This window comes from Bacillus sp. S3, from assembly GCF_005154805.1.
Classification (GTDB): domain Bacteria; phylum Bacillota; class Bacilli; order Bacillales; family Cytobacillaceae; genus Neobacillus.
This window is the reverse complement of record NZ_CP039727.1, coordinates 1,259,964-1,285,206: the sequence shown is the minus strand read 5'-3', so window position 1 is coordinate 1,285,206 and position 25,243 is coordinate 1,259,964. Positions and strand designations below refer to the sequence as shown.

The window sequence follows — 25,243 nt, the reverse complement described above, 5'->3', positions numbered from 1 at the left end:
AAGAGACTCTAAGCTATATGGCTTAGAGTCTTTATTTTATCCTGTATCTGATTATAGAAGAAAAAATCCAATGCCCATGATGATGTAGGCTGCGAGTAGGGTTAGTCCTTCGAACCAGTTGGATTCTCCGTCGTTTGAGATGACGACCATCAAAAGTACGGATGAGACCATTGCAATTAATTCCTGCCAGCTGAATAAGAGCGGCATGGACGTGTCAAAAAAGAGCGAGAGAAGGACTAGTACGGGCAAGACAAACATTGCCACTTGTAAGGTGGATCCAATTGCAATTTCCACAGCGATATCCATTTTATTTTTATATGCCATTAGCACGGCCGAGGCGTGTTCAGCTGCATTTCCGACGATAGCAACAATGATTACCCCGATAAAGAGCTCGGACCAGCCGAACGTCTTCCCTACGTACTCAAAGGTATGAACAAGGTGCTCGGAAATATAGGCAACTGCGAGCGTTGCAACCAAAAGAACTGCAATTGCTTTGCCCTTGCCCCATTCCGGTTCCTCTCCCTCGTGAGGAGCAGTTTCTATAGCAGACTGATATACTCCTCGATGGGTGACAAGTTTAAAAAATAATGCTGCTAGGTATAGGAGAATTAGGATCACCGATATCCCAATACTTAAGGACAGAGTCTTTGTTTCATTCATATTCATTGAAAATACCTCTGGAATGACAAAAGCAATAATCACTGCAAACATGAGCAGCCCGGAATTATGCCGTGCATCGAACACATTAAATTTCTGGCGTTTAAATTTGAGTCCGCCGACAAAAAAGGAAAGTCCGGCAACCAGAAGCAGGTTTCCTAATACAGAGCCAGTTAAAGAAGCCAAGACTATTCCTACTAATCCTGCCTTTAAAGAAAAAATGGAAATGATGAGCTCAACCGCATTTCCAAAAGTGGCATTTAATAGTCCGCCAATTCGCGGTCCTGCCACAATAGCAAGACTTTCGGTTGCTCTTCCCATGTAGCTGGATAATGCAATAATGGTTAGACAGTAAATTATAAATAGAATGATACTCGGCCAATGCATCAGTGTCCCAATCACAGAAACTGGAACCCCAATAAACGTCAGCAGCATAAAGATTTTATTAGTCACTGGATTCCCTCCATTTCTTTTCTATCTCTTCTTTTTTCTACCCTATATGTTGTTTCTACATGCAGCAAAATTTACCTTATGGCCGAAAAAGCTTGTTACTTGTTATAATTACATAGTTGATACCCAACAAATTTATTTTCGTATGAGGTAAAAAATGATAAATGTCAGCACAAATTTTAGATTTTGGATTTTAGTCAGTATTGTGGCTGTCTCAGGTTTCAGCCAAGGTATGCTTCTTCCTTTGATAGCCGTGATTCTCGAACACAGCGGGGTTTCGTCATCCTTAAACGGATTAAATGCGACAGCACTTTATATAGGAATTCTTTTAGTATCCCCATTTATGGAGCAGCCACTAAGAAAATTTGGTTATAAGCCGGTTATCATTTTTGGGGGCTTGCTGGTGATTGTTTCATTAGCATTATTTCCGTTATGGAAAACATTCTGGTTTTGGTTTATTCTGCGTCTTTTCATCGGTATTGGTGACCATGCCTTACATTTCGGAACGCAGACATGGATTACGTCTTTTTCCCCAGCAAAAAGGCGGGGGAGAAATCTTTCTCTATATGGCTTGTTTTTTGGGATAGGGTTTGCGACGGGACCATTAATGACACCGCTTGTAAATGTGAACGTGGCGCTTCCTTTTATGTTATCCTCTGTTTTATGTTTGGCAGGATGGGTCTTTTTATTTGCTCTTAAAAACGAATATCCGGATCAGGAAATAATGGTTCATTCATTCTCTGCCACTTTAAAACGATTTTCGCAAGCCTGGAAGTATGGCTGGGCAGCTTTTCTGCCACCGCTTGCATATGGTATGTTAGAGTCCTCTTTAAATGGAAGTTTTCCGGTATATGCTTTAAGGATTGGCCTTGATGTGAAGAGTGTTTCGGTTCTCTTAGCTTCCTTTGCGATCGGAGCAATTGTATTCCAGCTTCCATTAGGGATGTTGAGTGATAAATTCGGGCGCAGAACCATTCTAATTACCATCCTATTCCTTGGTTCCATTTGCTTTACAGCAGCGAGTTTCTTGGAGCAATCCTTCTTGTTGCTAGCAGTCTGTTTATTTGTCGCCGGAATGTTTGTTGGTTCAACTTTCTCACTTGGCATTTCCTATATGGCAGACTTAATGCCGAAAAACTTGTTCCCAACTGGAAATTTAATGTGCGGCATCTTTTTTAGTTTAGGCAGTTTAATCGGCCCAACCTTAGGAGGATTTTTTATCCAGTACTTTAAAAATATAAGTTTCTTTCATATTATCAGTACATTATTTTTTATTATCTTTTTAACCCTCACGTTAAATAAAGAGATGTCTTTGGTTACGTCAAAGGATTAATTTTTGAAAGGAAGCATGCTTTCCTGCATCCCTCTTCTTTATTTGAAGCAAATACATTTCTAAAGCATAGTATGTGTGGTAAGATGAAATTAAATAAATATGAATTGAGAGATTTTGCTGTCATCACTTTTGATGACAGCTTTCGTGTTTTTTAGGGGTAGTGAGGTTGATTATTTTTCTCAATTAGAAACGAGGGGGAGAAACAATGAATACAGAAGCAAAAGCTCTTGCCAAGGGGATCCAGAAGGTCAGTATGATTGAAAAAATTAAACCACATGCCGAATTGATTGCTGCTGGGTTGAGTGGTGCGTTGATTCTTGCCGGCTGGCTTTTTGATAAATATGGGAATGGCGCCGACTCCATCATTGCCTACCTGCTGGCATTTGTCATTGGCGGATTTGCCAAAGCAAAAGAAGGCATTGAGGCCACCTATGAAAATAAAGAACTCAACGTGGAGATGCTGATGATTTTTGCAGCTGTTGGCTCAGCCATTATTGGCTACTGGACCGAAGGGGCTATACTCATCTTTATTTTTGCTGTCAGCGGTGCCTTGGAAACATACACAATGAATAAAAGCCACAAAGAAATTTCTTCATTGATGGAGCTGCAGCCGGAAGAGGCATTGCTTATCACAAATGGAGTCGAAAAACGGGTTTCCGTTTCTGAGCTTCAAGTCGGGGATCATATTCTCATTAAACCGGGGGAGCGAGTCCCTTCAGACGGAATGATTTTCAAGGGACAAACCAATATTGATGAAGCAGCCATAACGGGGGAATCCATGCCTGTATCCAAAGGTGAGGAAGCTGAGGTTTTCGCCGGAACTGTTAATATGACAGGTTCCATTACCGTTCAAGTGACTAAAGCGAGCCATGATACTCTTTTTCATAAAATCATTCAGCTCGTTCAATCGGCGCAAAGTGAAAAGTCGCCATCACAGCTTTTCATTGAAAGGTTCGAAGGAACCTACGTTAAGGTAGTCCTGTTGGTCGTCATTGCTATGATGTTCCTGCCGTACTTTTTACTTGGCTGGAGCTGGCATGAAGCCTTTTATCGTGCGATGATTTTATTAGTTGTTGCCTCTCCCTGTGCCCTTGTTGCTTCCATCATGCCTGCTACATTATCGGCCATCTCAAATGGCGCTAGGCACGGAATTTTAGTAAAAGGCGGCGTTCATCTTGAAAATTTAAGTCATTTGGAAGCCATTGCTTTTGATAAAACAGGCACGCTGACAAAAGGGAAACCAGAAGTCACCGAAGTGATTGTAAAAGAGGGGCTTGAAAAAGAAACACTGATTTGGCAAGCTGCTTCAATTGAAAACCATTCGAACCACCCTTTGGCACAAGCTATCGTCAAATATGCGAAGCAGCATATAAACAAAGAACTCTTCCATCCAGACAGCCTTGAGGATATCCCTGGCTGGGGTATTAAAGCAGAATTGAACGGAGAACAATGGAAGATTGGGAAAGCAGCTTTTGTCGGAAAAGATAATGTTGACAGATTCGCCGACGGAAAAGCCAGGGACCTTGCAAACCTTGGTAACACACTAGTATTTATTGAAATTAACGGCGAACTAAGTGCAATGATTGCGATGAAGGATGTTGTTCGTAAGGAAACAAAGCTTGCTATTGACCATTTAAAGAAACAAGGTATTCGAACAGTGATGCTAACGGGAGATAGCGAAAAAACAGCGCGTGTGATTGCATCCGAAAGTCATGTGGATGAATTTTTTGCTGAATGTCTTCCGGAAGATAAAGTAGAAAAACTGAAACAATTAAAAAAGAAATATAAAACAGTGGCAATGGTGGGCGATGGCATTAATGATGCACCTGCATTGGCCATAGCCAATGTAGGGATCGCAATGGGAGAAGGAACAGACGTAGCTCTTGAAACAGCGGATATTGTCCTGATGAAAAACGATTTACCTAGAATTGCCGAGGCCGTTCGCCTTTCACAACGAATGAACAAAATTATTAAACAAAATGTCATTTTCTCCATCACGGTGATTGCGGTGTTAATTTCATCGAATTTCTTCCAGATACTTGATTTGCCATATGGAGTGATCGGTCATGAAGGCAGCACGATCCTAGTCATCCTAAATAGTCTGCGGTTATTAAAATCATAAAGGCCGGGTGTTTACCCAGCCTTTTTTCTTTATTTGCTGAATCCCTCTTAATGGTATCCGTTAGAACCGTTTGCTGAACCTGATGTTTTATTCCCTTTACTGCCCTTACCCTTTTGCTTTGTACCGCCGTCTTTTTTAGTTTGCTTCGTCATCGTAAAAAAACCTCCCTTAATAGTGGGTTGCCCCTCCATCATAGTTTGAACGAATGATTTATTTTCATGAAGGTAAGTATTAGCAGTTCGACCGATTTTTTTCACTATAATAGGCATTGATTTCTCCACCTAAAATTATAATGAAGGCAGATAAATACAACCAAATCATTAAAATGATAATCGCCCCGATACTGCCATAGGTAAGCGAATAGTTACTAATATTTCCGACGTAAAAAGATAACCCCAGCGATGAAAGAATCCAGCCAAATGTAGCAAATGCAGCTCCCGGAAATGCACTGCGACAGCCTAGTTTCACATTTGGCGCAATCCAATACAACCCTGTAAAAATAAGGAATAAAATAATCGCGCTAACAAGCCAGCTTAATGCATTCCAAAGCCTGATAAATTCCGATGTATAACCTAATTTTGAAAATAGGAAAAGGCCAATTTCCCTGCCAAATACCGGTAGAACAATCGCAAGGAGAAAGACAAAAATCATTCCAAAGGTTAAAAGAATAGCCATCCCTCGTGAGACAATGAACGAGCGGCTTTCCTTGACATTATAGGCTTTATTAAAAGCTCTCACGACTGCATTTATCCCATTTGAAGCCGACCAGATAGTCCCGATAATCCCGAACGAAAGCAATCCGCCATTTCGATGATCCATGATATCATTAATATTCTTTTCAATTAGCTTCATGGCTTCCTCTGGTGCAAAATCTCGAAGCATCCCAAGCATATCTTGATGTGGAATCGGAAAATATGGTAATAGGGTAAATATGACGATCAGAAGCGGGAACAAGGAAAGAAGAAAAAAGTAGGCCAATTGCGCACTTAATCCCGGCAAGTCATCTTCTTCAATCCGATGCCAAAGCAGCCTTATCAATGACGAGCGTACATTAATTTCTTTGCCCATTTGCTACCTCCTCCTTTACTTTATATTTTTTCCCCTTCCCCTAGCACTTCTTCTAACAAGTCTGTTTGTTCATGCCCAGTAAATGTTTCCTTTGTTTCTTTTAGAATGTCTGTAACTTGTGGTGTTAACTCCTTCAATTCCTCCACTTTATCTGTAATATAGGAAATATCTTCACTCATTTGTTCATAGGCTATCTTGATTTTCGCCGCCGTCCCCTTTACTTTATCTGAGACTTCTCCGGGATTACGGACGATATAGGCAACCTTACAAGATGTTTTTTGAATATTTTCCTTCATAGCCTCACGTGTTTGTCTGTCTAATAAACTAATAGCCCCACCTGCAAGGGCCCCAAGCAGGATCCCCTTCCAAAATTGATTTTTCCTCGTCATCTTAAACTCTCCTTCCACCATGATAAATATCATGGGTCGATTCTATAAGAAAATAATACCAATATGTATTCTTACCATTTATTTTGCTTTATCCGGCATTCTGATGCAAGTCCCACTATACTACCTTTTATTTCCCTATCTTTGGTTAAACTAAACTCATGGATAAGTTTATATTGACAGATACTTTTTTACATGAAAAGATGAGAATATTAATTCGGAAAGGGTGCCCGAAATGAACTTATCAGAAAAATCTGTTGAAAATGTCGAATATATGATTGAACAAATAAAGGAAAAATTAAAGGTGCTAAATCTTGGGGCCATAAAGCCTTCACACTTTGACGAAGAAATGTATGAAGAATTAAAGGAAATTTATGAAATGGTCCTTAAAAAGAATTCGTTTAGCCCGAATGAAATGCAGGCACTGGTAGAGGAACTAGGGAGTTTGAGAAAGAAGTAAAACCATTAAGAACCCCCGTTATTAACATAAACAACGGGGGTTCTTAATGGTTTAATTCTGTTCGGTTAAAATAATCGGGCCATCCTTTGTAATGGCTATTGTATGCTCATATTGTGCTGAATATTTACCGTCGAATGTCCTTGCCGTCCAGCCATTGCCATCCATCTTTGTTTGGTATCTGCCGATATTCACCATCGGTTCAATCGTAAATACCATGCCCTCTTTAATTCTTGCCCCTTTTCCAGGCAGTCCATAATGGGGAACGTCGGGTTTCTCGTGAATCACCGCACCAATCCCGTGACCAATAAAGTCCCGGACTACAGAAAGACCTTCGCTTTCAACAAAGGCTTGAATGGCATGGCCAATATCTCCAATTCGATTGCCCGGAACCGCCTGTTCAATCCCCTTGTATAAGGCTTCCCTCGTTACTTTTAATAAATGATCCGTCTCCTCAGAAACCTTGCCAACTGCGTAAGACCATGCGGAATCGGCTAAAGCCCCATTATAATTAACAACCATATCAATCGTGACAATATCGCCCTCTTTTAATGGTTCTTTTCTTGGAAAGCCATGACACACTTCGTCATTAATGCTTGCACATGTTGCATATTCATAACCTTTGTAGCCTTTTTGTTCCGGTGTTGCTCCATTTTTAGTGAGAAATCCGGCCACAAACTCCTCGATTTCCCAAGTTGTAACTCCTGGTTGTATTAGTTTTGCAATTTCTTTATGGCACGCTGCAAGAATATCTCCGGCCTTTTTCATTGCTTCAATTTCACGTTGAGATTTAAGGACAATCATGAAGAATAATCCCCTTCCTTTATGGTTAATTTTATGTATATTGAACAATTTGGTTCACATATATATACCTTTTGACTCTGATGGCAACACTTTTTATATTACCTCTAACCGCTCATTTTTTCAAAATTTGTTGCTACTTTGAAACGTCTTTTCGAGATGTTCATGATATTGTAATAATCACTTGTTCTTAATATGGTACTTTTCCATTCTTTTTGGTAGAATAAATATATTAATATTAAAAATAGGTGAGTGAAAGCCAATGATTGGTGACCGTGTTAAGAAATTTCGATTAGAAAAGAAGATGTCCTTATCCGAACTTGCAGAACAAGCCGGAGTGGCAAAATCTTATTTAAGTTCCCTTGAAAGAAATTTGCAAAAAAATCCTTCCATCCAATTTCTTGAAAAAATTGCTGCTGTATTAAATCTTCCAGTTGAACATTTAATCCATGAGCAAATCGACAAAGATACACTGGATAGTGAATGGATGAATCTTGTCAAAGAAGCTATGAGCTCAGGTGTTTCCAAGGACCAATTTCGTGATTTCCTAGAATTTAATAAGTGGAGAATAAATCAAAATAATAATGATTAATCAGAACTTTGTCTAAAGAAGAAAAGCATTCTACAAAAAATGTCACTTTTTGTAGAATGCTTTTTTCATTTAATATGTACCTGAAGGCTCTCCTAGCGAATCTTGATTAAGAAATTCCCGTACATCTTCAATTGATATTCCAAGTTTCTTTGCTTCTAATATCAGTGCCACCCATTCCTGGTCGATCACATTCACTTCACTATTCGTAATGAACATTCATCTCACTCCTAAAATACATTTCGTATTCAAGGTAGCCCGGCCATCATAGCAAGTATGGCACTCACCTTAGATCCTCGGCTTTGCGTCCCTGTTTTTCAACAGGTTTGCCTTTTTCTGTTTTCAGTCCAACTTAAGCATTACCGAATACCATTTTCTACTATCTTCTGCTAGGTCAATTTACTTAAACCTAAATGATATGTTCATTATATCTAGTCCTTTTATAACAGGGTGTTATAATTTGTCATTTTTATTAAGTTTCGAACTACTTTTTCACCCAAAATATCCCAATATTCTACAAATACCTTTCCCTTTTCTTCATTCCGAAAAAGAAAAGAGAGGGGAATTTAGAGAATCCCCTCTCTTTCAATAAAAATTTGTAAAGGAGAATCGTTAACAACTTACTCCCTTACTGAAATATTTTTGAAATCCCTTCTGCAGTAACTGTTGGTTCAATTCGGGATTTACTGTTTCGCTTGTCTGGAGAGTAATCATTGAACAGGTGATGCCAATTTTACAGGCATCTTCAGTACTTAGGCCTTTTAAATAACCAAATAAAATTCCTGCAATAAGTGAATCGCCTGCTCCAGTTACTTCCACAACCGGAATACTTGGCGGTACAATGGCTCCGGCTTCTCCATTTCTTGTGAAATAAATTAAACCTTTCTCTTGTCTTGTGATGACTACCTTCTCTACACCCTTTTTCAAGATCAATTCGGCTGCACGGTAGAAATCCCCCTCAGAGGTAATCTTAATTTTCGACAGGGCTTCAGCCTCTTTTTGATTGGCAATTAACCATGTAACCCCATCTAAAGAGGCAGGTAATTTCGCTGTTTTAGGTGCAGATACTGTTGCGATACAAACTGGTATGTCTGTTTTTTTACAGCTATTTATAACTTGTGCAATTACCTCTGCGGGAAAATTCATATCTATTAAAATCATTTTTGCACTTTTAATATAGTGCATATTGGTCTCAAAAAAACATTTTTGCACTTCATTATAAATTGTCATATCTGCAAGGGCGATTGCCATCTCACCATCATCATCAAGTACCGCTGTATAGGTTCCCGTTGGTTTTCCTTGAATTATTTCTGTGGGACTTACATCAACAAAGTTTTTAGTTTTTTGCAGGAGCCATTCTCCTTCAGAATCTGCTCCAACATAGGCTAATAAAGCCGTATTCAATCCAATCCGCCCCGCATTTTCTGCAATATTTCTAGCTACCCCGCCTCTTGACTTCATACTTAAGGCCGGGTTTGATGTACCGTGGGCTAAGGGTTTAAGGGCTTGTATTTTCCAATCTACATTTGCACCGCCGATACAGAGAATATCAACTTTTTTTGTTTCCTGTCTATTCATTGTCAGTACAACTCCTTTGGAAACATTTTTGATTCAAGGCAGAATTGCAATAATATTCCCTACTATATAATTATTACGATACTAATCCTTAAAATCCTTGTGGACAATATTGGAAACATTGTTCGAGTGCAAAAAAATCCCCTAAAACAAGCATGAGAACAAGTTTTGTCCTAATAAAATTATTATGAGGATTAAATTTGTCTAAATTGTGACATTTAGCATATAATATTAATAACATTTAAATATACTTAATATTATTAATGTTCTAATAATGGCGGTGTAAACTATTATGACTGTTATACATGTGTTAAACTTTTCAATTCCCATTGCGTTTATTGTATTTGCTGGCTTTTTTCTCGATCGAATATGCAAACCCGACAAATAAAGAAAATTCGCCGATTGGCGAAGACAGAGGCGTAGTTGCACTTATGCCTGATAGGAAGTTATACTTTCCTATCGGCCAAAGGCTGGTGATAAGTGAAATTGTTGTTCACTTCATCTCCAGCTTTTTTTGATCAGTTATTTTTTTTTGTCTATTTGGGAATGCTACATCCGAAGACGAAAGGAGTGTTGAATTTGGCACGCGGTGAACATTTTGAACATAAAAAGAAGAACCATCCTGGTAATTTCCCAAATAACACCTTAACGGAAAAGAAAGGTAAGGAAGCGATTGGGGATGAGGAATTTCTAGTTACCCGGGAAGCCTTTAAAAATAGGATTGAGGAAGACGAAGGGCGTGGAGATACTGCCCGCTTGCTGCCGGAACAGATGGAATAATCAAAAGGCGTGAATTTCTCACGCCTTTTAGCTTTTAGTACTGACCTTTTTCAATACTTAAATTCCCGATAAATTGTGAAAATTCAATGGTCTTTAACCACTCTGCGGCTTTTTCAATATCCTTTGAGAAAATGCGGTCCTTTTTAATGGAAGGTACTTGTTCGCGCCCTTTTTCAAAGAACATTTTTGTATGACTTGCCATTTTATCTACCCCGCGAATTTCTACAGCCTGCATTGCACAAATAAGCTCAATAGCAAGGACTCTCCTTACATTTTGGATGATTTGATACGCATGTCTGGACGCGATTGTTCCCATGCTCACGTGATCCTCTTGATTGGCTGATGATGGAATGGAGTCCACGCTGGCAGGATGGGCAAGTGTTTTATTTTCAGATACTAGTGCAGCCGCCGCATATTGCATAATCATTGCCCCAGATTGTAAGCCCGGTTCAGGACTTAAGAATGGCGGCAGGTCATTTAGCTGCGGATTCACTAATCGTTCAATACGCCGCTCGGAAATATTGGCCAATTCTGCAACGGCAATTTTCATGAAGTCCATTGCAAAAGCAATTGGCTGGCCATGGAAGTTTCCACCTGAGATGACTTTTTCACCATCATCAAAAATTAGCGGGTTGTCTGTTGCCGCATTCATTTCAATTTCTAGTTTTTCTTTCACATAATCAAGTGCCTGCCAAGAAGCACCATGAACTTGCGGGATACAACGGAGCGAATAAGCATCTTGAACCCTTAATTCTCCCTGCTGTGTGGTTAGTAGACTATCACTTAAATACATACGGATTCTTGCTGCTGTATCAATCTGCTGTTGATAGCCCCTTGCCACATGGACTTCTTCTGCAAAGGCATCAATGATCCCGTTCAGTCCTTCAATTGTCATCGACGCAATCAATTCACTTTCATGTGCCAGCTGCTCGGCTTCCAAGTAACCGACAACACCCATTGCTGTCATCGCCTGTGTTCCGTTAATTAGGGCTAGGCCTTCTTTCGCTTCTAATGTGACCGGGAGGATTCCTTCTTGTTGAAGCGCCTCAAGTGATTCCATTTTGTTGCCTTTGTAAAATACCTCCCCTTCACCAATCAGCACTAACGCAAGATGCGATAGTGGAGCCAAGTCTCCGCTTGCGCCAAGGGACCCTTGCTGCGGAATGACGGGAGTAATATCTTTATTTACTAATTCCAAAAGTCTTTCAATGACAAGTGGTCTGATTCCTGAGTATCCCTTTAATAGTGCGTTCGCACGAAGGAGGACCATTGCTTTTGCCACAACCTCAGGAAATGGATCACCGATTCCGCAAGCATGGGAACGAATTAAATTGAGCTGCAAATCCTGGACATTGTCTTTTTCAATCAGCACATCACTAAATTTTCCAAACCCAGTTGTAATCCCATAAACTACTCTCGATTCCGAAACAATTCTTTCAACAGCTTCACGGCTTTTTTGGACAGCCGCCATACTAGTCTCGGATGCACTGACCTTTTGCTTGCGGAATAAAATATCTTTCATCTGTTCCAATGTTAAACTATTGCCTGTAAGTGTTATCACATTTCTCTCTCCTCTACCACTTTAGTATAATAAAGAAAGAGGCTGGATTCCGAATCACATTAGATTGGGAGTCCAGCCTCTTTTATAAAAACAAATGAATATTGATCTAATTTTTTGAGATGCCTCATTCGTCATCATTCCATTCTATTAACTATTCTAATGATAATATTGTATGGGATAAAAACCTTATTTGTCAATTGAATTTTCTGAATTTTAACACGATAACACTTTAGCAGGATAATATACAAAAGGAACGTAAAAGAGGGCTATTCAATAAGATATGTCATCTTCATGAATAACCCCTTAGTATGCTGTTAATCAAACTTCAATCCTTTTAATGCTTCTGCTAATGCATTATTCAAAGGTTCTTCTTCCTTTTGCTGGTTTTTCAAATACTTTTGTACAGTCCGTTTATCTACTTTACCACCAGATTCTTTTTTACGGCGCGCTTGGAAAGCAGATAGTTTTTCACGATATCCACATTTACATGCGAAGATTTGGCCTTCACCTTCACCACGCAGCTCAAGTTTTTTATGACATTGCGGGCAGCGTGCGTTTGTGGTGCGAGAAACATTTTTACGATGACCGCATTCCCGGTCTTGGCACACAAGCATTTTTCCTTTTTTGCCATTCACTTCAAGCATAGGCTTTCCACAGTCCGGACAATTCTTTGTAGAAATGTTGTCGTGCTTATACTTTTTATTACTTGATTTAATTTCAGTAACAATTTCTTTTGTGTAGGTTTTCATTTCACTAATAAATACTTCTTTTTTCAACTTACCATGGGCAATTTGATCAAGCTTCTGCTCCCACTCGGCTGTTAAAGTCGGGGATTTAAGTTCCTCAGGCACTAAATCTAACAATTGACGACCTTTAGAAGTAATATGAATGTCTTTGCCGCGCTTTTCAATTAAGAATGAATTGAATAGCTTATCAATGATATCCGCACGTGTCGCTACCGTACCAAGGCCGCCAGTCGATTTTAAGGTCTCGGCCAATTGTTTGTTTTTCGTATCCATATACTTTGTTGGATTTTCCATTGCCGACAGTAAGGTCGCTTCATTAAAATGAGCAGGCGGCTTTGTTTGACCTGATGTTTGAGCAATTAGTTTGACGTTTAATGTATCACCTTTATCGATCCGAGGTAAAATCTGCTCTTTCAGATCATCATTTTCATCGTCCTCATCAAGCCGATTATTGTAAACTTCCTTCCAACCAAGCGACAAAATGGTTTTTCCTCTTGCAACGAAGTTTTCCTCACCAATTTTCGCACGGAGCGTTAATTGCTCGTACTCAAATGCCGGGAATAATACCGCCAGGAAGCGTTTAACAACTAAATCATAAATTTTTCGTTCTTTATCTGTAAAAGCGGAAAAGTTAACGTATCCTTCAGTCGGAATAATCGCATGATGATCGGATACCTTGCTATCATCAACAAAGGATTTAGAAGCCTTGATTGGCTTTTTTAACACTTTGCTTGTTAATAAGCGATATTCGCCTATTCCACATGCCTTCAGACGCTCTGGTAAGGTAGGAACAATATCTGACGAAATAAATCGTGAATCTGTTCGCGGATAGGTTAAAACTTTATGTTGCTCATACAGCTTTTGCATGATGTTTAACGTTTCCTTTGCAGAATAACCAAAGATTTTATTCGCATCGCGCTGCAGTTCCGTTAAGTCATAAAGACCAGGTGAAAAAGACTTCTTTGGCTTTTTCTCAATTTCCGTTACGAGCGCATTTTGTCTGCCCAGTTTTTTTACAATCGCATCGATTTTCTCTTTATCAAAGCTGCGGCCGTTGCCTTTTGCATCTTGCCATGTCAGCTTTAATTGGTCTGTTGTTTGCGCTTCGATACCGTAATAGGTTTGTGCTTTAAAGGTTTTTATTTCGTCTTCACGTCCGGCAATAATCGCAACAGTTGGGGTTTGCACCCGGCCGCAGTTTAGCTGTGCATTGAATCTAGTTGTTAATGCCCGAGTTGCATTTAGACCGATATACCAGTCAGCTTCCGAACGGGCGACAGCTGATGCATATAAATTGTCATACGCCTTACCCGGCTTCAAGTTTGCAAAGCCGTCTTTTATTGCTTTATCGGTAACAGATGAGATCCATAGACGTTTAATCGGTTTATTGACTTTTGCTTTATCAATAATCCAACGTGCGACTAATTCTCCCTCTCTTCCTGCGTCTGTAGCCACGATTATTTCGACCACATCATTTCTTATCAGTTGACTCTTAACGGCATTAAACTGCTTTCCAGTCTGCTTAATGACGGTCAATTTCAAACGCTCAGGGAGCATTGGCAGATCTTCTAAATTCCATGTTTTAAATTTGACATCGTAACTTTCCGGGTCAGCAAGCGTGACGAGATGTCCTAGTGCCCACGTAACGATATATTTATTTCCTTCAAGATAGCCGTTTCCTTTTTTATTACAATTAAGCACACGTGCAATATCACGTGCGACAGAAGGTTTTTCAGCAATTACCACACTTTTTGCCATATATAAATCATCCTTTCGAGTTTCCATTAGTTAAATATATCATAAGAGGCTTATCGATTCAGTAATTCCAAAAATTTCAATGCCGGCATGTCACATGGGTATACATCGTTTTACCTATCTATTTTTCTTGTATAATCTTCCATCGGAATAGTATGATGTAGAAGCAAAACTATCGAAACGAGGATACATAATGAGGATTAGGGATTGGGATACAAATTTAAAGGTTCGCTTGTTTGCCGAAGCGATGATGAACATCACCTTTTGGATGTTTTTTCCGTTTTTGACGATTTATTTTGCCGAGGAATTCGGCAAAAATAAAGCCGGCTTATTATTAGTCTTTTCACAGGTTTTTTCCGTTTTTGCCAACCTTATGGGCGGCTATTGTGCTGACCGATTTGGGAGAAAACGAATGATGGTTCTTTCCGCAATCGGTCAAGGGCTTTCGTTTTTATGCTTTGCACTGGCAAGTTCTCCCTGGTTTCAATCACCCTGGTTAGGCTTTATCTCGTTTGCCGTTGCTGGTGTGTTTGGTTCTTTTTACTGGCCTGCAAGTCAAGCGATGGTTGCCGATGTCGTCGAAGAAAAACATCGCAGCAGTGTATTTGCCATTTTTTATACATCTATTAACATAGCAGTTGTTATAGGGCCAATATTGGGGGCCATTTTTTATGTCCACTATCGTTTTCAGCTGCTGCTTTTTGCTGGAGCCGTTTGTATTTTACTAGGTTTTATTCTTAAGAAATGGACGAGGGAGACCGTAATTTTCCAACAATCGGCCCCCCTATCAAGTGATGGAAAATGGTATTACTTTTTACAAAATCAACTAAGGGATTATGGGCTTATTGTAAAGGATAAAACGTTCCTGCTCTTTATTATTGCAGGGGTATTGGCCGGACAGACCTTTATGCAATTAGACTTATTAATTCCCGTTTACATGAAGGACTTTGTCAAAAATCAACCCCTCTTTTCCGTTGGCAATTGGTCATTTACCGTTAGTGGTGAGCAGGCATTTGGCATTGTCCTCGCTGAAAACGGCTTACTTGTTGCGCTAATGACCGTTTTTGTTACGAAGTGGATGGGAAAATATTATGAAAGAAACGTGTTTGTCCTTTCTTCAGTTGTCTACGCCGGTTCCATCGTTATCTTCAGTCAAACCCATTGGATTTGGGGCTTAATCGCCGCCATGGCCGTTTTTACCTTTGGCGAATTAATGGGTGCAGGGCTGCAGCAAAGCTTTGTTTCTAAGCTCGCACCAGAGCATATGAGGGGGCAGTATTTCGCTGCCGCCAGCTTACGATTCACCCTTGCGCGGACGATTGCACCACTTTCTATACCGATGACGGTTTGGATCGGCTATGGTTGGACGTTCTTTGTTCTCTTCGTTTTGGCACTGGTCAGTGCAGGATTATATTGGGCAATGTTTCATGTGTTTGAAAAAAACAAAGCGGAAGCTCCCGTTTAGCGGCGTATAGACTGGAGCACTTCGACTGAGATAAAGGAAACACGGAGAGCGGAGCGCATCCGTGTTTGACTTATCGTAGGGAGAAGAGCGAAGTCTACTAGCCGCTGGGCGCTGTAGCTGGACTATTCTCAAAATTGATCCTGGTGCTTTTTTATTATCAACAAAAGTTCAGAAATTCGTCAAAAATTTGTACTAAATTGTTCACATTTACCTCTTTTAATATTATAATTAACTTGTAAACGTTTTATATTAAAAGGGCGGTGGAATCAATGGAATTATCGCAATTCATGGCTCCAACATCATTATCTGGCATTATTACATTTCTCGTATTATTTTCCACAGGTATTTATTTTAATATAAAAGTATATGGAAGCAAGCTACAGTAGGGATATATTATCTTTGCTGTTTTTTTTTGCTCTTTTCAGCCTGATACCTTTTTAAGTATTCAAATCTGGCTGATTGGTACACAAAAGGGTATAATATTAATTTAAAAATAGAATGGTTTTGGAGGAAATTTTTCATGTGGACTGATTTTAAAAAATTTGCCATGAAAGGCAATGTTATCGATTTAGCCGTCGGGGTCGTTATTGGCGGGGCTTTTGGAAAAATTGTTTCCTCATTAGTTGAGGATATCATTATGCCGGTGGTAGGATTATTAGTGGGGAAAGAAGACTCCTTTTCGAAACTTGCTTTTTTCGATATAAAATATGGACAATTTATTCAAACAGTGGTTGATTTCTTTATTATCGCCTTTTCGATTTTCCTTTTTGTAAAGTTCATCAACCGCTTCAAAAAGAAGGAAGAGGCCGCTCCTGTGCCCGCCAAGATCGACCGAAGTGAAGAGCTATTAGCCGAAATTCGCGATTTGTTAAAAGAAGAAAGAGAAATTTTAAGAAAAAATGAAACATCTTGACCACTTCATCGTATATTTTTAATAAGAAAACATTTTAGAGGTGAAGAAAATTGTATTCACAAACATCAACAGAATATATGCCCTCCGTCTTACGTACGTTTGCTTTATCCCTTGCGATTGCCTTTTTAGGGACAATGGCAGGAGTTTATGTACCACCAAGCTTATTTTTACCGCTAGCAATTTTGGAATTTGTGATGATTCTCGCTGCTGTCTTTTTTAGACGAAAAAAAGCAATTTCTTATTCATTCTTATATATTTTCACATTCATCTCAGGGATTACGCTTTATCCCATTGTCGCCTATTATGCAGCAACTGCGGGGGCAAATGTCGTCATCATGGCCTTTGCCACCACAACGGTTGTATTCTCCGGTATTTCAATTTATGCGGCAAAATCAAAACGTAACTTTTCTTTCTTGGGAGGATTCCTGCTTGCTGCCTTGCTAGCAATGGTCGCGATAGGACTCTTTAATATGTTCTTCCCGCTAAGTTCTACCGGGATGCTTGCCTATTCCTTTATCGGGGTAGTCGTATTCAGCGGCTATGTTCTCTTCGATATCAGCCGTATGAAACACTACGGTGTAAGAGCAGAAGATGTGCCATTAATGGCCCTAAGCTTATACTTAGATTTTATTAACCTATTCATCAGCATCCTGCGCATTTTCGGGATTCTTAATAGCAAAGACTAATAGGAAAAGGAGCTTGGAACTATCCAAGCTCCTTTTCCTATTTGCTGTTATGAATTAAGGTCAATCCGCGTTGAATCATTTGTTTAACTGACTCATCCCAGTGTGCAGTCTGCAGTTTTTCTTCAATAATGGCAATCTGAGGATGGGCTTCATCGTGCATTTTATAGAGTTCTAATAGTTCGAGCCTCAATAACCATTCCTTAGGATAGTGATCATCTAAAATAGCTAAGACCTTCGTTACTCTTTCATCATCCCAACTAGAATTCTCACGTAAGCCCCTAATTTCATTATATAAGGATTCTATTTCATTCCAAACCTGCGGCTCCACGATTTCCTCTGTTACTTCGATTGATGGTACTTCAAAATAATGATTAGGGTCAGCTGCACCCGCAAAGACAGATGTTATTCTTGCCCCTACTGCCATATCAAATGTCCCCCAGGATTTTTCAAACAGAACCTGATCCTTATAGGTCACTTTACAATCATTAAACGAAATTAAGGAGGGCTTCCCATCGGCAAACAATATACTTTTTACAGTACCCTTTACTTTTACCCCACTTTGGAATTTTAATTTAGCCGTCTTTTTTTCTATGATCCCTAACACTCGTAATTTTTCCTCCGAACACTCTTCTAAGACAATATCACCTTTCAAACAGCCAATGGGTGTCCCAAAGCCTTTACGGTGCGTTTCTTTCCCGTGACCGTCCAACTGCTGATTGTTGATCGATAATGCGGTTGGCCCCTTTGTCCGGAAATAAACCGCTTCCCCGCTTTTATCCTTCAATATCTTATCGAGCGTACCGGTTACTTGCAAACCAGAAGAAAAAACCATCGTCGCGACACTTTCTGTTTCCAATGCCTGCTCAAGGCTTTCTGTTCCACCTTTACGAAACGCCATCGTCTCAGCAAATTGATCAACGGCAGCAACTAAATCATCAAAGGTTTTACAAACAAATAACTGCGGCTGCGGCTTGGTCACATCATATGGGGTCTTTGTGCATTCTTCAATCGAAAAAGGGATTTTTCGTACATCGTCTTTTAGGCAGCTCTGGCTTTCCCCCACTGACGAAAGCAGGCCTGCCCCATATATTTTAGGATTGTCGAGTTCTCCAATTAGCCCATATTCAACGGTCCACCAAAATAGCCTTGAAACCTGATCTGCTTCTGATAACCCCTTTACTTTCATTCTCGCTTCTGCAACCTGCATTTCTGCTTCTTTTACCTGCTCAGGGGTCGAGTTAGGATCTTCTGCGACAATTGTTAAATGGCGAACCGCCATAAAAACCTCCAGCTTCTCTTTACTGGAGAGTGCCTTGGCACCCATTTCGCCAATTCTCCTCACAAACTCGCGATACCATTCATCCAATAGAATAGGTGCGTGTCCTGCTGCTTCGTGAATCATATCAGGTGCAGGGGTATAGGCAATATTTTGGATGTTCCGTATTTCTGTTGCAATCGGGAGAATTTCATTTGCTAAAAAGCCATAGAAAGCCGAACCGGGAATGAGGCCGTCAATTGTAACTGCGCCCCAGCCCACCTTTTCCAGGCTTTCATTCATGTCATCTACCTTAGGAATCGATTCAGTCTTGATGCCCGAATCCTTTAACCCATTGACGTAGGCGGGATGGGCAATATCCTTTAAAAAATAATGATTTTGTTTCATGACAAAGCGCCAAACCGCATGTTCAATAGGTGTATAACGATGATAATATTGCTTTGAAATATATGGCTGTAAATGCACAGGTATTTTCTTTTTACCTTGTCCAGTCATCTTAACCCTTCCCCTTTTCAAAGAATATTTTTTTAAAATTGCTATGAAGCCTCAGGCAAGCGAGAGCATTTTCGGTCGCAATCGTTCCTTTGCCCTTCTCATTCTCGTTTTGACAGTAGACATGGGCAAATTACTTTTCTTGGCTATTTCTAAAAGAGTTAAATCCTGATAGTAATAGAGATAGATAGGGTTCCGGTAAATATCCGGTAACGTCCTTACCTTTTCAGCCATCTGTTCAGCAGAAATTTTATGTAAGAGTTCGTCTTCAGGCATGGATGCTGGTTCGCTCGAGGCAGTGGCAGAGTAGGTATAGACCTCTTCCTTCCAAAATTGCTTCGACTTATTTTCTTTCCGCCAGTAATCACGGCATTTATTAATCGCGATTGTAAACAGCCAGCTTTTGTATTTAGATTGCTCCTTTATGGAAGGATATGCTAGATATGCAGAGAGTAATACCTCCTGATATAGATCCTCTGCTAATTCTTTATGTTTCACTAATGAAAAAATATAGTTAAAAATGGCTGTTCCATATTCATTGACTAAATCCTCAAATGCATTCATTTCTCTTAAGTCCTTTCCATAGGCAAAATCATCTACTATTCAATAGACGGATAGGACAGCTTTTCCCCCTACACTTACGGAAAAATTTTCTACCGCTCACTTGTCTCTGGGATAACCCCCTTCATGAAAATGGAAACACCGATTTTCTTACATACGGTTAAATAATGCATCATGGCCAACAAAACAGAGCCCGTGTTCATTCCAATAATAATCCCATTCATTTGCCATTCCGGCGAGGACCCGAGCCACAGTATGAGTGCAAACGTGATAATAATCGACCAAATAATATGGATAAATGCCTCCTTAATCATATCGAGGCCAATCAAAAAGGCCTGCAGCGGCATGATAAAAAAGTGAAATAAGAAAAACGGCCAAAGCAGCTGGAGAAAGATCGCAGATGTATTTGATTTAAAAAATAGTGAAGTTAATTGCGGCGCAAAAAAGTAGAAAATTGTCACAGCCACAATTCCATACACAAGTGTCAACATCATCACCTGCTGCAACATCTTTTGTAAAGTAGAATAATCTTTTTGTGAATAGGTTTTCGACACAGCCGGGATTAAGACAATCATTAATGAGTGAGCAATAAAGGCCGGGAAGAATCCGATTGAAACCGCCACACCCATGAGCATCCCAAACTGCTCTGTCGCAAGTGTGTCGGTCATTCCCGAGCGTATGAGCGCCGCCTTAATCACGAATGGTTGAATCGCATTTGTAAAGGCGGAAAACAAACGCAGACCAGTAGTTGGAATCGATACTGCCATTAAATTTTTCCGAACGATCTTTTTATTAATATTTGAAAACGGCTGCCGTTTCAGCTGCTGAAATTGGATAATAAACATGTAAATTAAATAAAGAAACACAACAATCTCGCTGCCAATCAAAGTACCAATGGCAATTAACAACGACGATTCCGCATCAAAGGCAAGAAAGCGGAACAGAACAAACAGTGCGCCAAGCTGAATGACTTTTCGTAAAAAATTGGAGACCGCTATTTTTCCCATCTGCTGCACACCCATAAAATATCCCCTTGCAACAGAGGTGAAAGCAATCACTGGTATGAGAATCATCACCAGCCATCTCACGTACGGATGATAGGTATTAAATACTGGAATAAACGGGATAACTGCCGCCGCTATTAGAAATAAAATGCTTGTGAACACAATCGTAATCGTGAGGGAATGATGAAGGATATTTCTGTGATACCGTTCTTCCCTTTCTGCAATAAATTTGGAAATCGATACTTGCAGCTCAAAGCTGGACAACAGCACAATTAAAAAGATCGATGGCAAAATCGACATATAGAGTCCTAATCCATGAGACCCTAGCTCTCGCGCAAGAATCATATTCACCAGGACTTCAATTCCTTCACCTAAAAAAGCAGAAGCAGCTAAAAAGAATATTCCTTTATAGTAAATAGCCAATTTTATAATCTCCCTTTTATTCATCTCATTTAAACTTATGAGACAAGTTCCCTGAATAGTAGGAGATTTTTTTAAGCATGAAAAAAAGGACCTTGACGGCCCTCATTAAGCATTAGTAGTAATCATTTGTTTATCGGTATTTTTTTTAACTAAAAATGTCAGAAAGACGATCACAGCCAGTAAACTTAATTGACTAATGGTTGTTTCCCATGTTGGATACAAGCCAATCCAGTCAATAAACGGAAAGTTTTCAACCGTTGACGTTGGCAGAACATTCGAAATCTGCAGGGCATGGATGCTAATTCCTAAAATCTTAAAGGCCAAGAAGTAAATTAACAGAGTCGCCGCTTTAAAAAACAAGCGGATTGGAATCTTCACACTGTATTTAATAATAAGAAAGCCTGCTATTACTAAAATACCAATGGCTAAAACAACTCCAGCCGTAAGCTGTGCTAAACTAATATACGGGGTAATTCCGGTATAAAAGATGATGGTCTCAGCGCCTTCACGAAAAACAGAGAGAAAGCTAATGAAGCTGAAGGAAAGAAGGCTTCCCTTGGCAATGGCTTGCTGCATTTGCTGATTAATGTATTTGTTCCAGTTTCCGATGCTAGATTTATTATGAAGCCATGCACCGACTGTCAGCATCATCACAACCGCTACCACTCCTGTTATTCCTTCGATATATTCCCGGCTTGAAGCGGCCACAATTTCTGAAAAAACGATGTTAATGATAACTGCAAGAACGGCACTGGCCAATATCCCTGCAATCACACCAGTCCAAATCCACTTTTGCTTGGAGGTTTCCCCCATTTTTTTCAAAAAGGCAATTAACGTAGCAACAACTAATAATCCTTCTAATCCCTCACGTAATAAAATAAGGGCTGCATCCCAGAAAGAATAATTAGTCTTGCTCATTAACGGTGCTAGGCGAGTGTTTAGTTCCTGCACGATAGCCGATGCCCTTTCGGATTTTACTTTTTTTGAATTTAGAATACTGATAGCAGTAGGAATCTGTGTTTCAATATCGCTATATAACTTGTTATCTTTGGTGGAAACATCCCCTTCCACCATTGGCCAGATAGTAAGGAGTTCGTTTAATTGGCTGCTGGCACCTTGATAATCCTTTTCAGAAATTTGTTTTTCTGCTTGGCTTAAAAGGTGTGACACATCTGTCAGCGAATAATTTCCTTCGGGTGCTTTAGAAGTTTTTCCCGCTAAAAAGTTTTCTACCTCAGCTTTTAATAATTCCGCATTTTGCTTCGCCTTTACCAAATCAGCGGGCTCCTGGGTAATTGCAATTCGAATCAGAGCCGTGTATTTTTCAATATTCCCATATGCGGCAATGCTCTCGTCATGGACAATTTTTTCTGATGCCGTCCATTCATCCATTAATTTTTGGTAATGGCCTTTTAGGGCGGTAATATCTTCTTTTTCTATTGACGCTTGTAGATTGTTTATAAGTGGCAGTAACTGTTTCACCTGTTCGTTTGCTTTTTCTTTATCTCGAGGATTTTGTTCCTCCTCATACAGCACAACTGCACTTGAAAGGGACGAAAGGCTTTTTGAAAGTTCCTCATTTTTCACCGTGCCTTTAGCTAGTAAACCTTGAAGCTCTTTTAATTCTTGATCCACCTTCTTGGCCCCGTTGCTGTCAGCTTTCTTTATTACTTTCCATTCGGCTGCAAATTGCTCCATGTTTTTCGCCACAATCGCCTGCTCGCCATCTTTGGCTTTCATTAAGCTATCGCCAATCAGGACAAATAATTCATCATGATTTTCTGCCGCTACAACAGGTTGTGCTATTTGAAAAAAAACAATCAGCATGGAAAGTAGCAGTAAGGGTCTCCATTTCATGATTAATCGTTGCATTCATATCTCTCCTCTGTAAAAAGGGAAACCATTAGTTAAAAAGTGTCTCTCCTATAAATCCACCCTGTTTTGTTCCCGGTAAACAAGCAAAAATGGCGCTTCCCCGGTGGGATATATATTCATTTAATTTATCCATCTTCGCTAATCGATTTTGGATGGGGATAAATTGTTTACTTGGTGCACGCTGGAAACAAAGGAATAGCAACCCAGCATCAAAACTGCCTGTCTTCACATCCATTCCATCAGAGTAGGAATAGGCCCGGCGCAGGATCTTCTCAGAGCCGTCTCCATGTGACAGCCGGGTATGTGAATCAACAGGGATGCTATATTGACCTTGTTCATTTTTCTTTTCCAAATCTAATGTTTCAAATTCATCTTTTTGTCCAAGCGGTGCTCCGCTTTCACGGTAGCGGCCAAATGTGTTTTCCTGTTCCCTTAAATTGGTCCGATCCCACACCTCGATAAACATTTGGATCCGGCGGACTACGAGATAGCTGCCATTAACGAGCCAATCAGGACCATCTCCCGGCTGGACCCATACATGATTGTTTAATTGATTTTCACTATTTACATCTGGATTAACCGTTCCATCCTTGAAGCCAAAGAGATTCCTTGGTGTTTCATTTTTCGGATCCGACTGTTTGGTTCGCTGGAAGCCTGATTGTACCCACCGCAATGTTGCTTTACCTCTGGCGATTCGAATGAGGTTTCTAACTGCATGGAACGCCACCTGTAAATCATCGGCACAGGCTTGGATACAAAGATCCCCGCCAGCCCATGACTCCTCCAAGGCATCGAGCGGGAATTTCGGAAGATCGACTAATTCCTTTGGCTGTTTGTGCTTTAGTCCAAACCTGTCTTGGTTGTCCTTTACAAACAAACTAGGGCCAACACCAAAGGTAATGGTTAAACTGGAGGGTGATAAGCCCGCTGCTTCACCCGTATCTTTCGGCGGAAGAAACTCATTACTCTCAAGTTCTCCAACAGGCTTTCCTTCAGTTAACAGGGCCGCCGCTGTTGTCCAATCCTTGAAAAGCTTTACTAATTCTCCTCGCTTCGATGTTGAAATATCTAATGAAACGAAATAAACATGATTCTGTGTTTTGGTGGTAATACCACCTTGATGTTTGCCATAAAACGGCACGATTTCACCTTTTGTTTCATGGCTTGATGCTTTGCTTTCATTGATTGAGAGGACTCCACCGAGTCCGGAGGCACCAAGGATTACCCCGACACCGCCGATTCCAGCTGTCTTCAGAATATCTCTTCTTGAAACCTTCTTTTCATTTAATGCATCTAAGCTGTTTGTGTTTTTCTTCAATTAAGACGCCTCCGTCACCATACCTATTTGAGAAAGTGGTTCTGCAAGTGCATCGATCGCTTGGCTTAGCCCTTTAACTTGTGCTTCTGTCAATTCCGTATAAAGCTTATAGCCTTCACCATTTTTCTGCTGGTTCAATAAACTATAAATCTCGTCAAAACGTGTTTGAATTTCCTTAGAAAGCTCTTCATCTTTTTTCTTTAATTCCTGACTTAGCAGTTGATAGATCTTTTCCGCACCCTCTACGTTCGCCGCAAAATCATATAAATCGGTATGGGAATACCGGTCTTCTTCACCGGTTACTTTAGATGTGGAAACTTCGTTTAAAAGATCGACTGCCCCAGTAATTAATAAATCGGGTGTCACTTCAACTGTATCGACTTTAGCTCTTAACAGATTAACATCTTTCATCAATTGGTCTGCATATTGTTCATAGCCCTTTGTTGTGTTTTCTACCCACAGTCCTTTTTCGATCCGATGGTATCCGCCCCATTCTGCCTCAGGGACATCTCCTTCACGGGCATCAATTTTCGGATCTAGATCACCAAACACTTCTGCGATGGGTTCAGCACGCTCATAGTGCATCCGCGCCGGTCCATAAAGCGCTTTTGCTTTATCGATTTCGCCATTTTTCACCGCAGTTGTAAATGCTTCTGTCGCTTTTACAAACTCCTCAATTTCGCCTATTGCATATTTACGGTATTCATCTGTTACCCCTTTGAGGGCTTCTGATGACGTATTCTTTGTTTCTTTCACGTTTTCAGTGGATGCAGATTTGTCTGTATTTGAACATCCGAATAAAAGACTGCTAGATAATAGTAATAATCCTGATACTTTTAGTAGGTTCATATGGACTTAGTTCCCCCAATTAGGTTAATAATGATAATCATTTTCATTAACTATAATAACAGCAATTGAGAATAATTTTCAATTATTTTTCAAAAAAAAAA

General features: G+C 40.0%; 22 protein-coding genes and 1 riboswitch. Of the genes, 8 read left to right on the top strand and 14 right to left on the bottom strand.

Annotation, left to right across the window (positions count from 1 at the left end; translation table 11 throughout):
* Positions 1-51: 51 nt before the first annotated feature.
* Positions 52-1,110, bottom strand: a complete 1,059-nt coding sequence (gene cax, locus FAY30_RS06065) for a calcium/proton exchanger (RefSeq protein WP_149869040.1) — start codon at positions 1,108-1,110, stop codon at positions 52-54.
* Between the two features lie 154 nt (positions 1,111-1,264).
* Here cax and FAY30_RS06060 point away from each other — a divergent pair, with 154 nt between their 5' ends.
* A complete protein-coding gene (locus tag FAY30_RS06060) occupies positions 1,265-2,440 on the top strand; it encodes an MFS transporter (RefSeq protein WP_149869039.1) in 1,176 nt (391 codons plus the stop codon).
* 205 nt (positions 2,441-2,645) lie between these two features.
* Complete coding sequence (locus tag FAY30_RS06055; RefSeq protein WP_149869038.1) at positions 2,646-4,562, top strand: heavy metal translocating P-type ATPase; 1,917 nt, start codon at positions 2,646-2,648, stop codon at positions 4,560-4,562.
* 231 nt (positions 4,563-4,793) lie between these two features.
* Here FAY30_RS06055 and FAY30_RS06050 read toward each other — a convergent pair whose 3' ends face one another.
* Both FAY30_RS06050 and FAY30_RS06045 read right to left on the bottom strand, forming a co-directional pair.
* Positions 4,794-5,630: a YihY/virulence factor BrkB family protein gene (locus FAY30_RS06050; protein WP_149869037.1), complete on the bottom strand. Its 837-nt coding sequence runs from the start codon at positions 5,628-5,630 to the stop codon at positions 4,794-4,796.
* 20 nt (positions 5,631-5,650) lie between these two features.
* Positions 5,651-6,019 carry a YtxH domain-containing protein gene (locus tag FAY30_RS06045; RefSeq protein WP_149869036.1) on the bottom strand — a complete coding sequence of 123 codons (369 nt, stop codon included), beginning with the start codon at positions 6,017-6,019 and terminating at the stop codon, positions 5,651-5,653.
* Between the two features lie 232 nt (positions 6,020-6,251).
* On the opposite strand from FAY30_RS06045, the gene FAY30_RS06040 reads away from it, so the two are divergent.
* Positions 6,252-6,476: a DUF1128 domain-containing protein gene (locus FAY30_RS06040; protein ID WP_149869035.1), complete on the top strand. Its 225-nt coding sequence runs from the start codon at positions 6,252-6,254 to the stop codon at positions 6,474-6,476.
* A 51-nt stretch (positions 6,477-6,527) separates the two neighbouring features.
* Here the strand turns inward: FAY30_RS06040 and map are convergent, their stop codons facing one another.
* Positions 6,528-7,277, bottom strand: coding sequence for a type I methionyl aminopeptidase (gene map, locus FAY30_RS06035; protein WP_149869034.1), 750 nt, complete (start codon positions 7,275-7,277; stop codon positions 6,528-6,530).
* A gap of 259 nt (positions 7,278-7,536) precedes the next feature.
* Between map and FAY30_RS06030 the strand changes: the two genes are divergently transcribed.
* Positions 7,537-7,866, top strand: coding sequence for a helix-turn-helix domain-containing protein (locus tag FAY30_RS06030; RefSeq protein WP_149869033.1), 330 nt, complete (start codon positions 7,537-7,539; stop codon positions 7,864-7,866).
* Between the two features lie 69 nt (positions 7,867-7,935).
* Here FAY30_RS06030 and FAY30_RS06025 read toward each other — a convergent pair whose 3' ends face one another.
* A complete protein-coding gene (locus tag FAY30_RS06025) occupies positions 7,936-8,082 on the bottom strand; it encodes an anti-repressor SinI family protein (protein WP_149869032.1) in 147 nt (48 codons plus the stop codon).
* Between the two features lie 30 nt (positions 8,083-8,112).
* Positions 8,113-8,204, bottom strand: a riboswitch (cyclic di-GMP riboswitch).
* Positions 8,205-8,475: 271 nt separating this feature from the next.
* A complete protein-coding gene (locus tag FAY30_RS06020) occupies positions 8,476-9,441 on the bottom strand; it encodes a carbohydrate kinase family protein (protein ID WP_149869031.1) in 966 nt (321 codons plus the stop codon).
* Between the two features lie 576 nt (positions 9,442-10,017).
* On the opposite strand from FAY30_RS06020, the gene FAY30_RS06015 reads away from it, so the two are divergent.
* Positions 10,018-10,218: a hypothetical protein gene (locus tag FAY30_RS06015; protein WP_149869030.1), complete on the top strand. Its 201-nt coding sequence runs from the start codon at positions 10,018-10,020 to the stop codon at positions 10,216-10,218.
* Positions 10,219-10,252: 34 nt separating this feature from the next.
* On the opposite strand, the gene hutH is transcribed toward FAY30_RS06015, so the two are convergent.
* On the bottom strand, positions 10,253-11,779 hold the full coding sequence (hutH, locus tag FAY30_RS06010; RefSeq protein WP_149869029.1) for a histidine ammonia-lyase: 1,527 nt from the start codon (positions 11,777-11,779) through the stop codon (positions 10,253-10,255).
* Between the two features lie 314 nt (positions 11,780-12,093).
* The gene (locus FAY30_RS06005) at positions 12,094-14,283 is read right to left on the bottom strand and encodes a DNA topoisomerase III (protein WP_149872620.1); all 2,190 of its coding nucleotides are present in this window, start codon (positions 14,281-14,283) and stop codon (positions 12,094-12,096) included.
* 190 nt (positions 14,284-14,473) lie between these two features.
* Between FAY30_RS06005 and FAY30_RS06000 the strand changes: the two genes are divergently transcribed.
* From FAY30_RS06000 to FAY30_RS05990, 3 genes are all read left to right on the top strand, one after another.
* The gene (locus tag FAY30_RS06000) at positions 14,474-15,745 is read left to right on the top strand and encodes an MDR family MFS transporter (RefSeq protein WP_149869028.1); all 1,272 of its coding nucleotides are present in this window, start codon (positions 14,474-14,476) and stop codon (positions 15,743-15,745) included.
* A 520-nt stretch (positions 15,746-16,265) separates the two neighbouring features.
* The gene (gene mscL / locus FAY30_RS05995; protein WP_149869027.1) at positions 16,266-16,658 is read left to right on the top strand and encodes a large-conductance mechanosensitive channel protein MscL; all 393 of its coding nucleotides are present in this window, start codon (positions 16,266-16,268) and stop codon (positions 16,656-16,658) included.
* 50 nt (positions 16,659-16,708) lie between these two features.
* On the top strand, positions 16,709-17,344 hold the full coding sequence (locus tag FAY30_RS05990) for a Bax inhibitor-1/YccA family protein (RefSeq protein ID WP_223820911.1): 636 nt from the start codon (positions 16,709-16,711) through the stop codon (positions 17,342-17,344).
* 37 nt (positions 17,345-17,381) lie between these two features.
* Here FAY30_RS05990 and FAY30_RS05985 read toward each other — a convergent pair whose 3' ends face one another.
* The 6 genes from FAY30_RS05985 to efeO form a co-directional block, all read right to left on the bottom strand.
* Positions 17,382-19,115 (bottom strand): aromatic amino acid hydroxylase, encoded by a 1,734-nt coding sequence (locus FAY30_RS05985; protein WP_149869026.1) that lies wholly within the window; start codon positions 19,113-19,115, stop codon positions 17,382-17,384.
* A 51-nt stretch (positions 19,116-19,166) separates the two neighbouring features.
* Positions 19,167-19,676, bottom strand: coding sequence for an RNA polymerase sigma factor (locus FAY30_RS05980; protein WP_149869025.1), 510 nt, complete (start codon positions 19,674-19,676; stop codon positions 19,167-19,169).
* A gap of 89 nt (positions 19,677-19,765) precedes the next feature.
* Positions 19,766-21,100, bottom strand: a complete 1,335-nt coding sequence (locus FAY30_RS05975; RefSeq protein WP_149869024.1) for an oligosaccharide flippase family protein — start codon at positions 21,098-21,100, stop codon at positions 19,766-19,768.
* Between the two features lie 105 nt (positions 21,101-21,205).
* Entirely contained in the window at positions 21,206-22,972 is a 1,767-nt protein-coding gene (locus FAY30_RS05970; protein WP_149869023.1) for an FTR1 family iron permease, read from the bottom strand.
* Between the two features lie 31 nt (positions 22,973-23,003).
* On the bottom strand, positions 23,004-24,293 hold the full coding sequence (efeB, locus tag FAY30_RS05965) for an iron uptake transporter deferrochelatase/peroxidase subunit (RefSeq protein ID WP_149869022.1): 1,290 nt from the start codon (positions 24,291-24,293) through the stop codon (positions 23,004-23,006).
* Positions 24,294-25,142: an iron uptake system protein EfeO gene (gene efeO, locus FAY30_RS05960; protein WP_149869021.1), complete on the bottom strand. Its 849-nt coding sequence runs from the start codon at positions 25,140-25,142 to the stop codon at positions 24,294-24,296. It abuts the gene before it with no gap.
* Between the last annotated feature and the right edge of the window lie 101 nt (positions 25,143-25,243).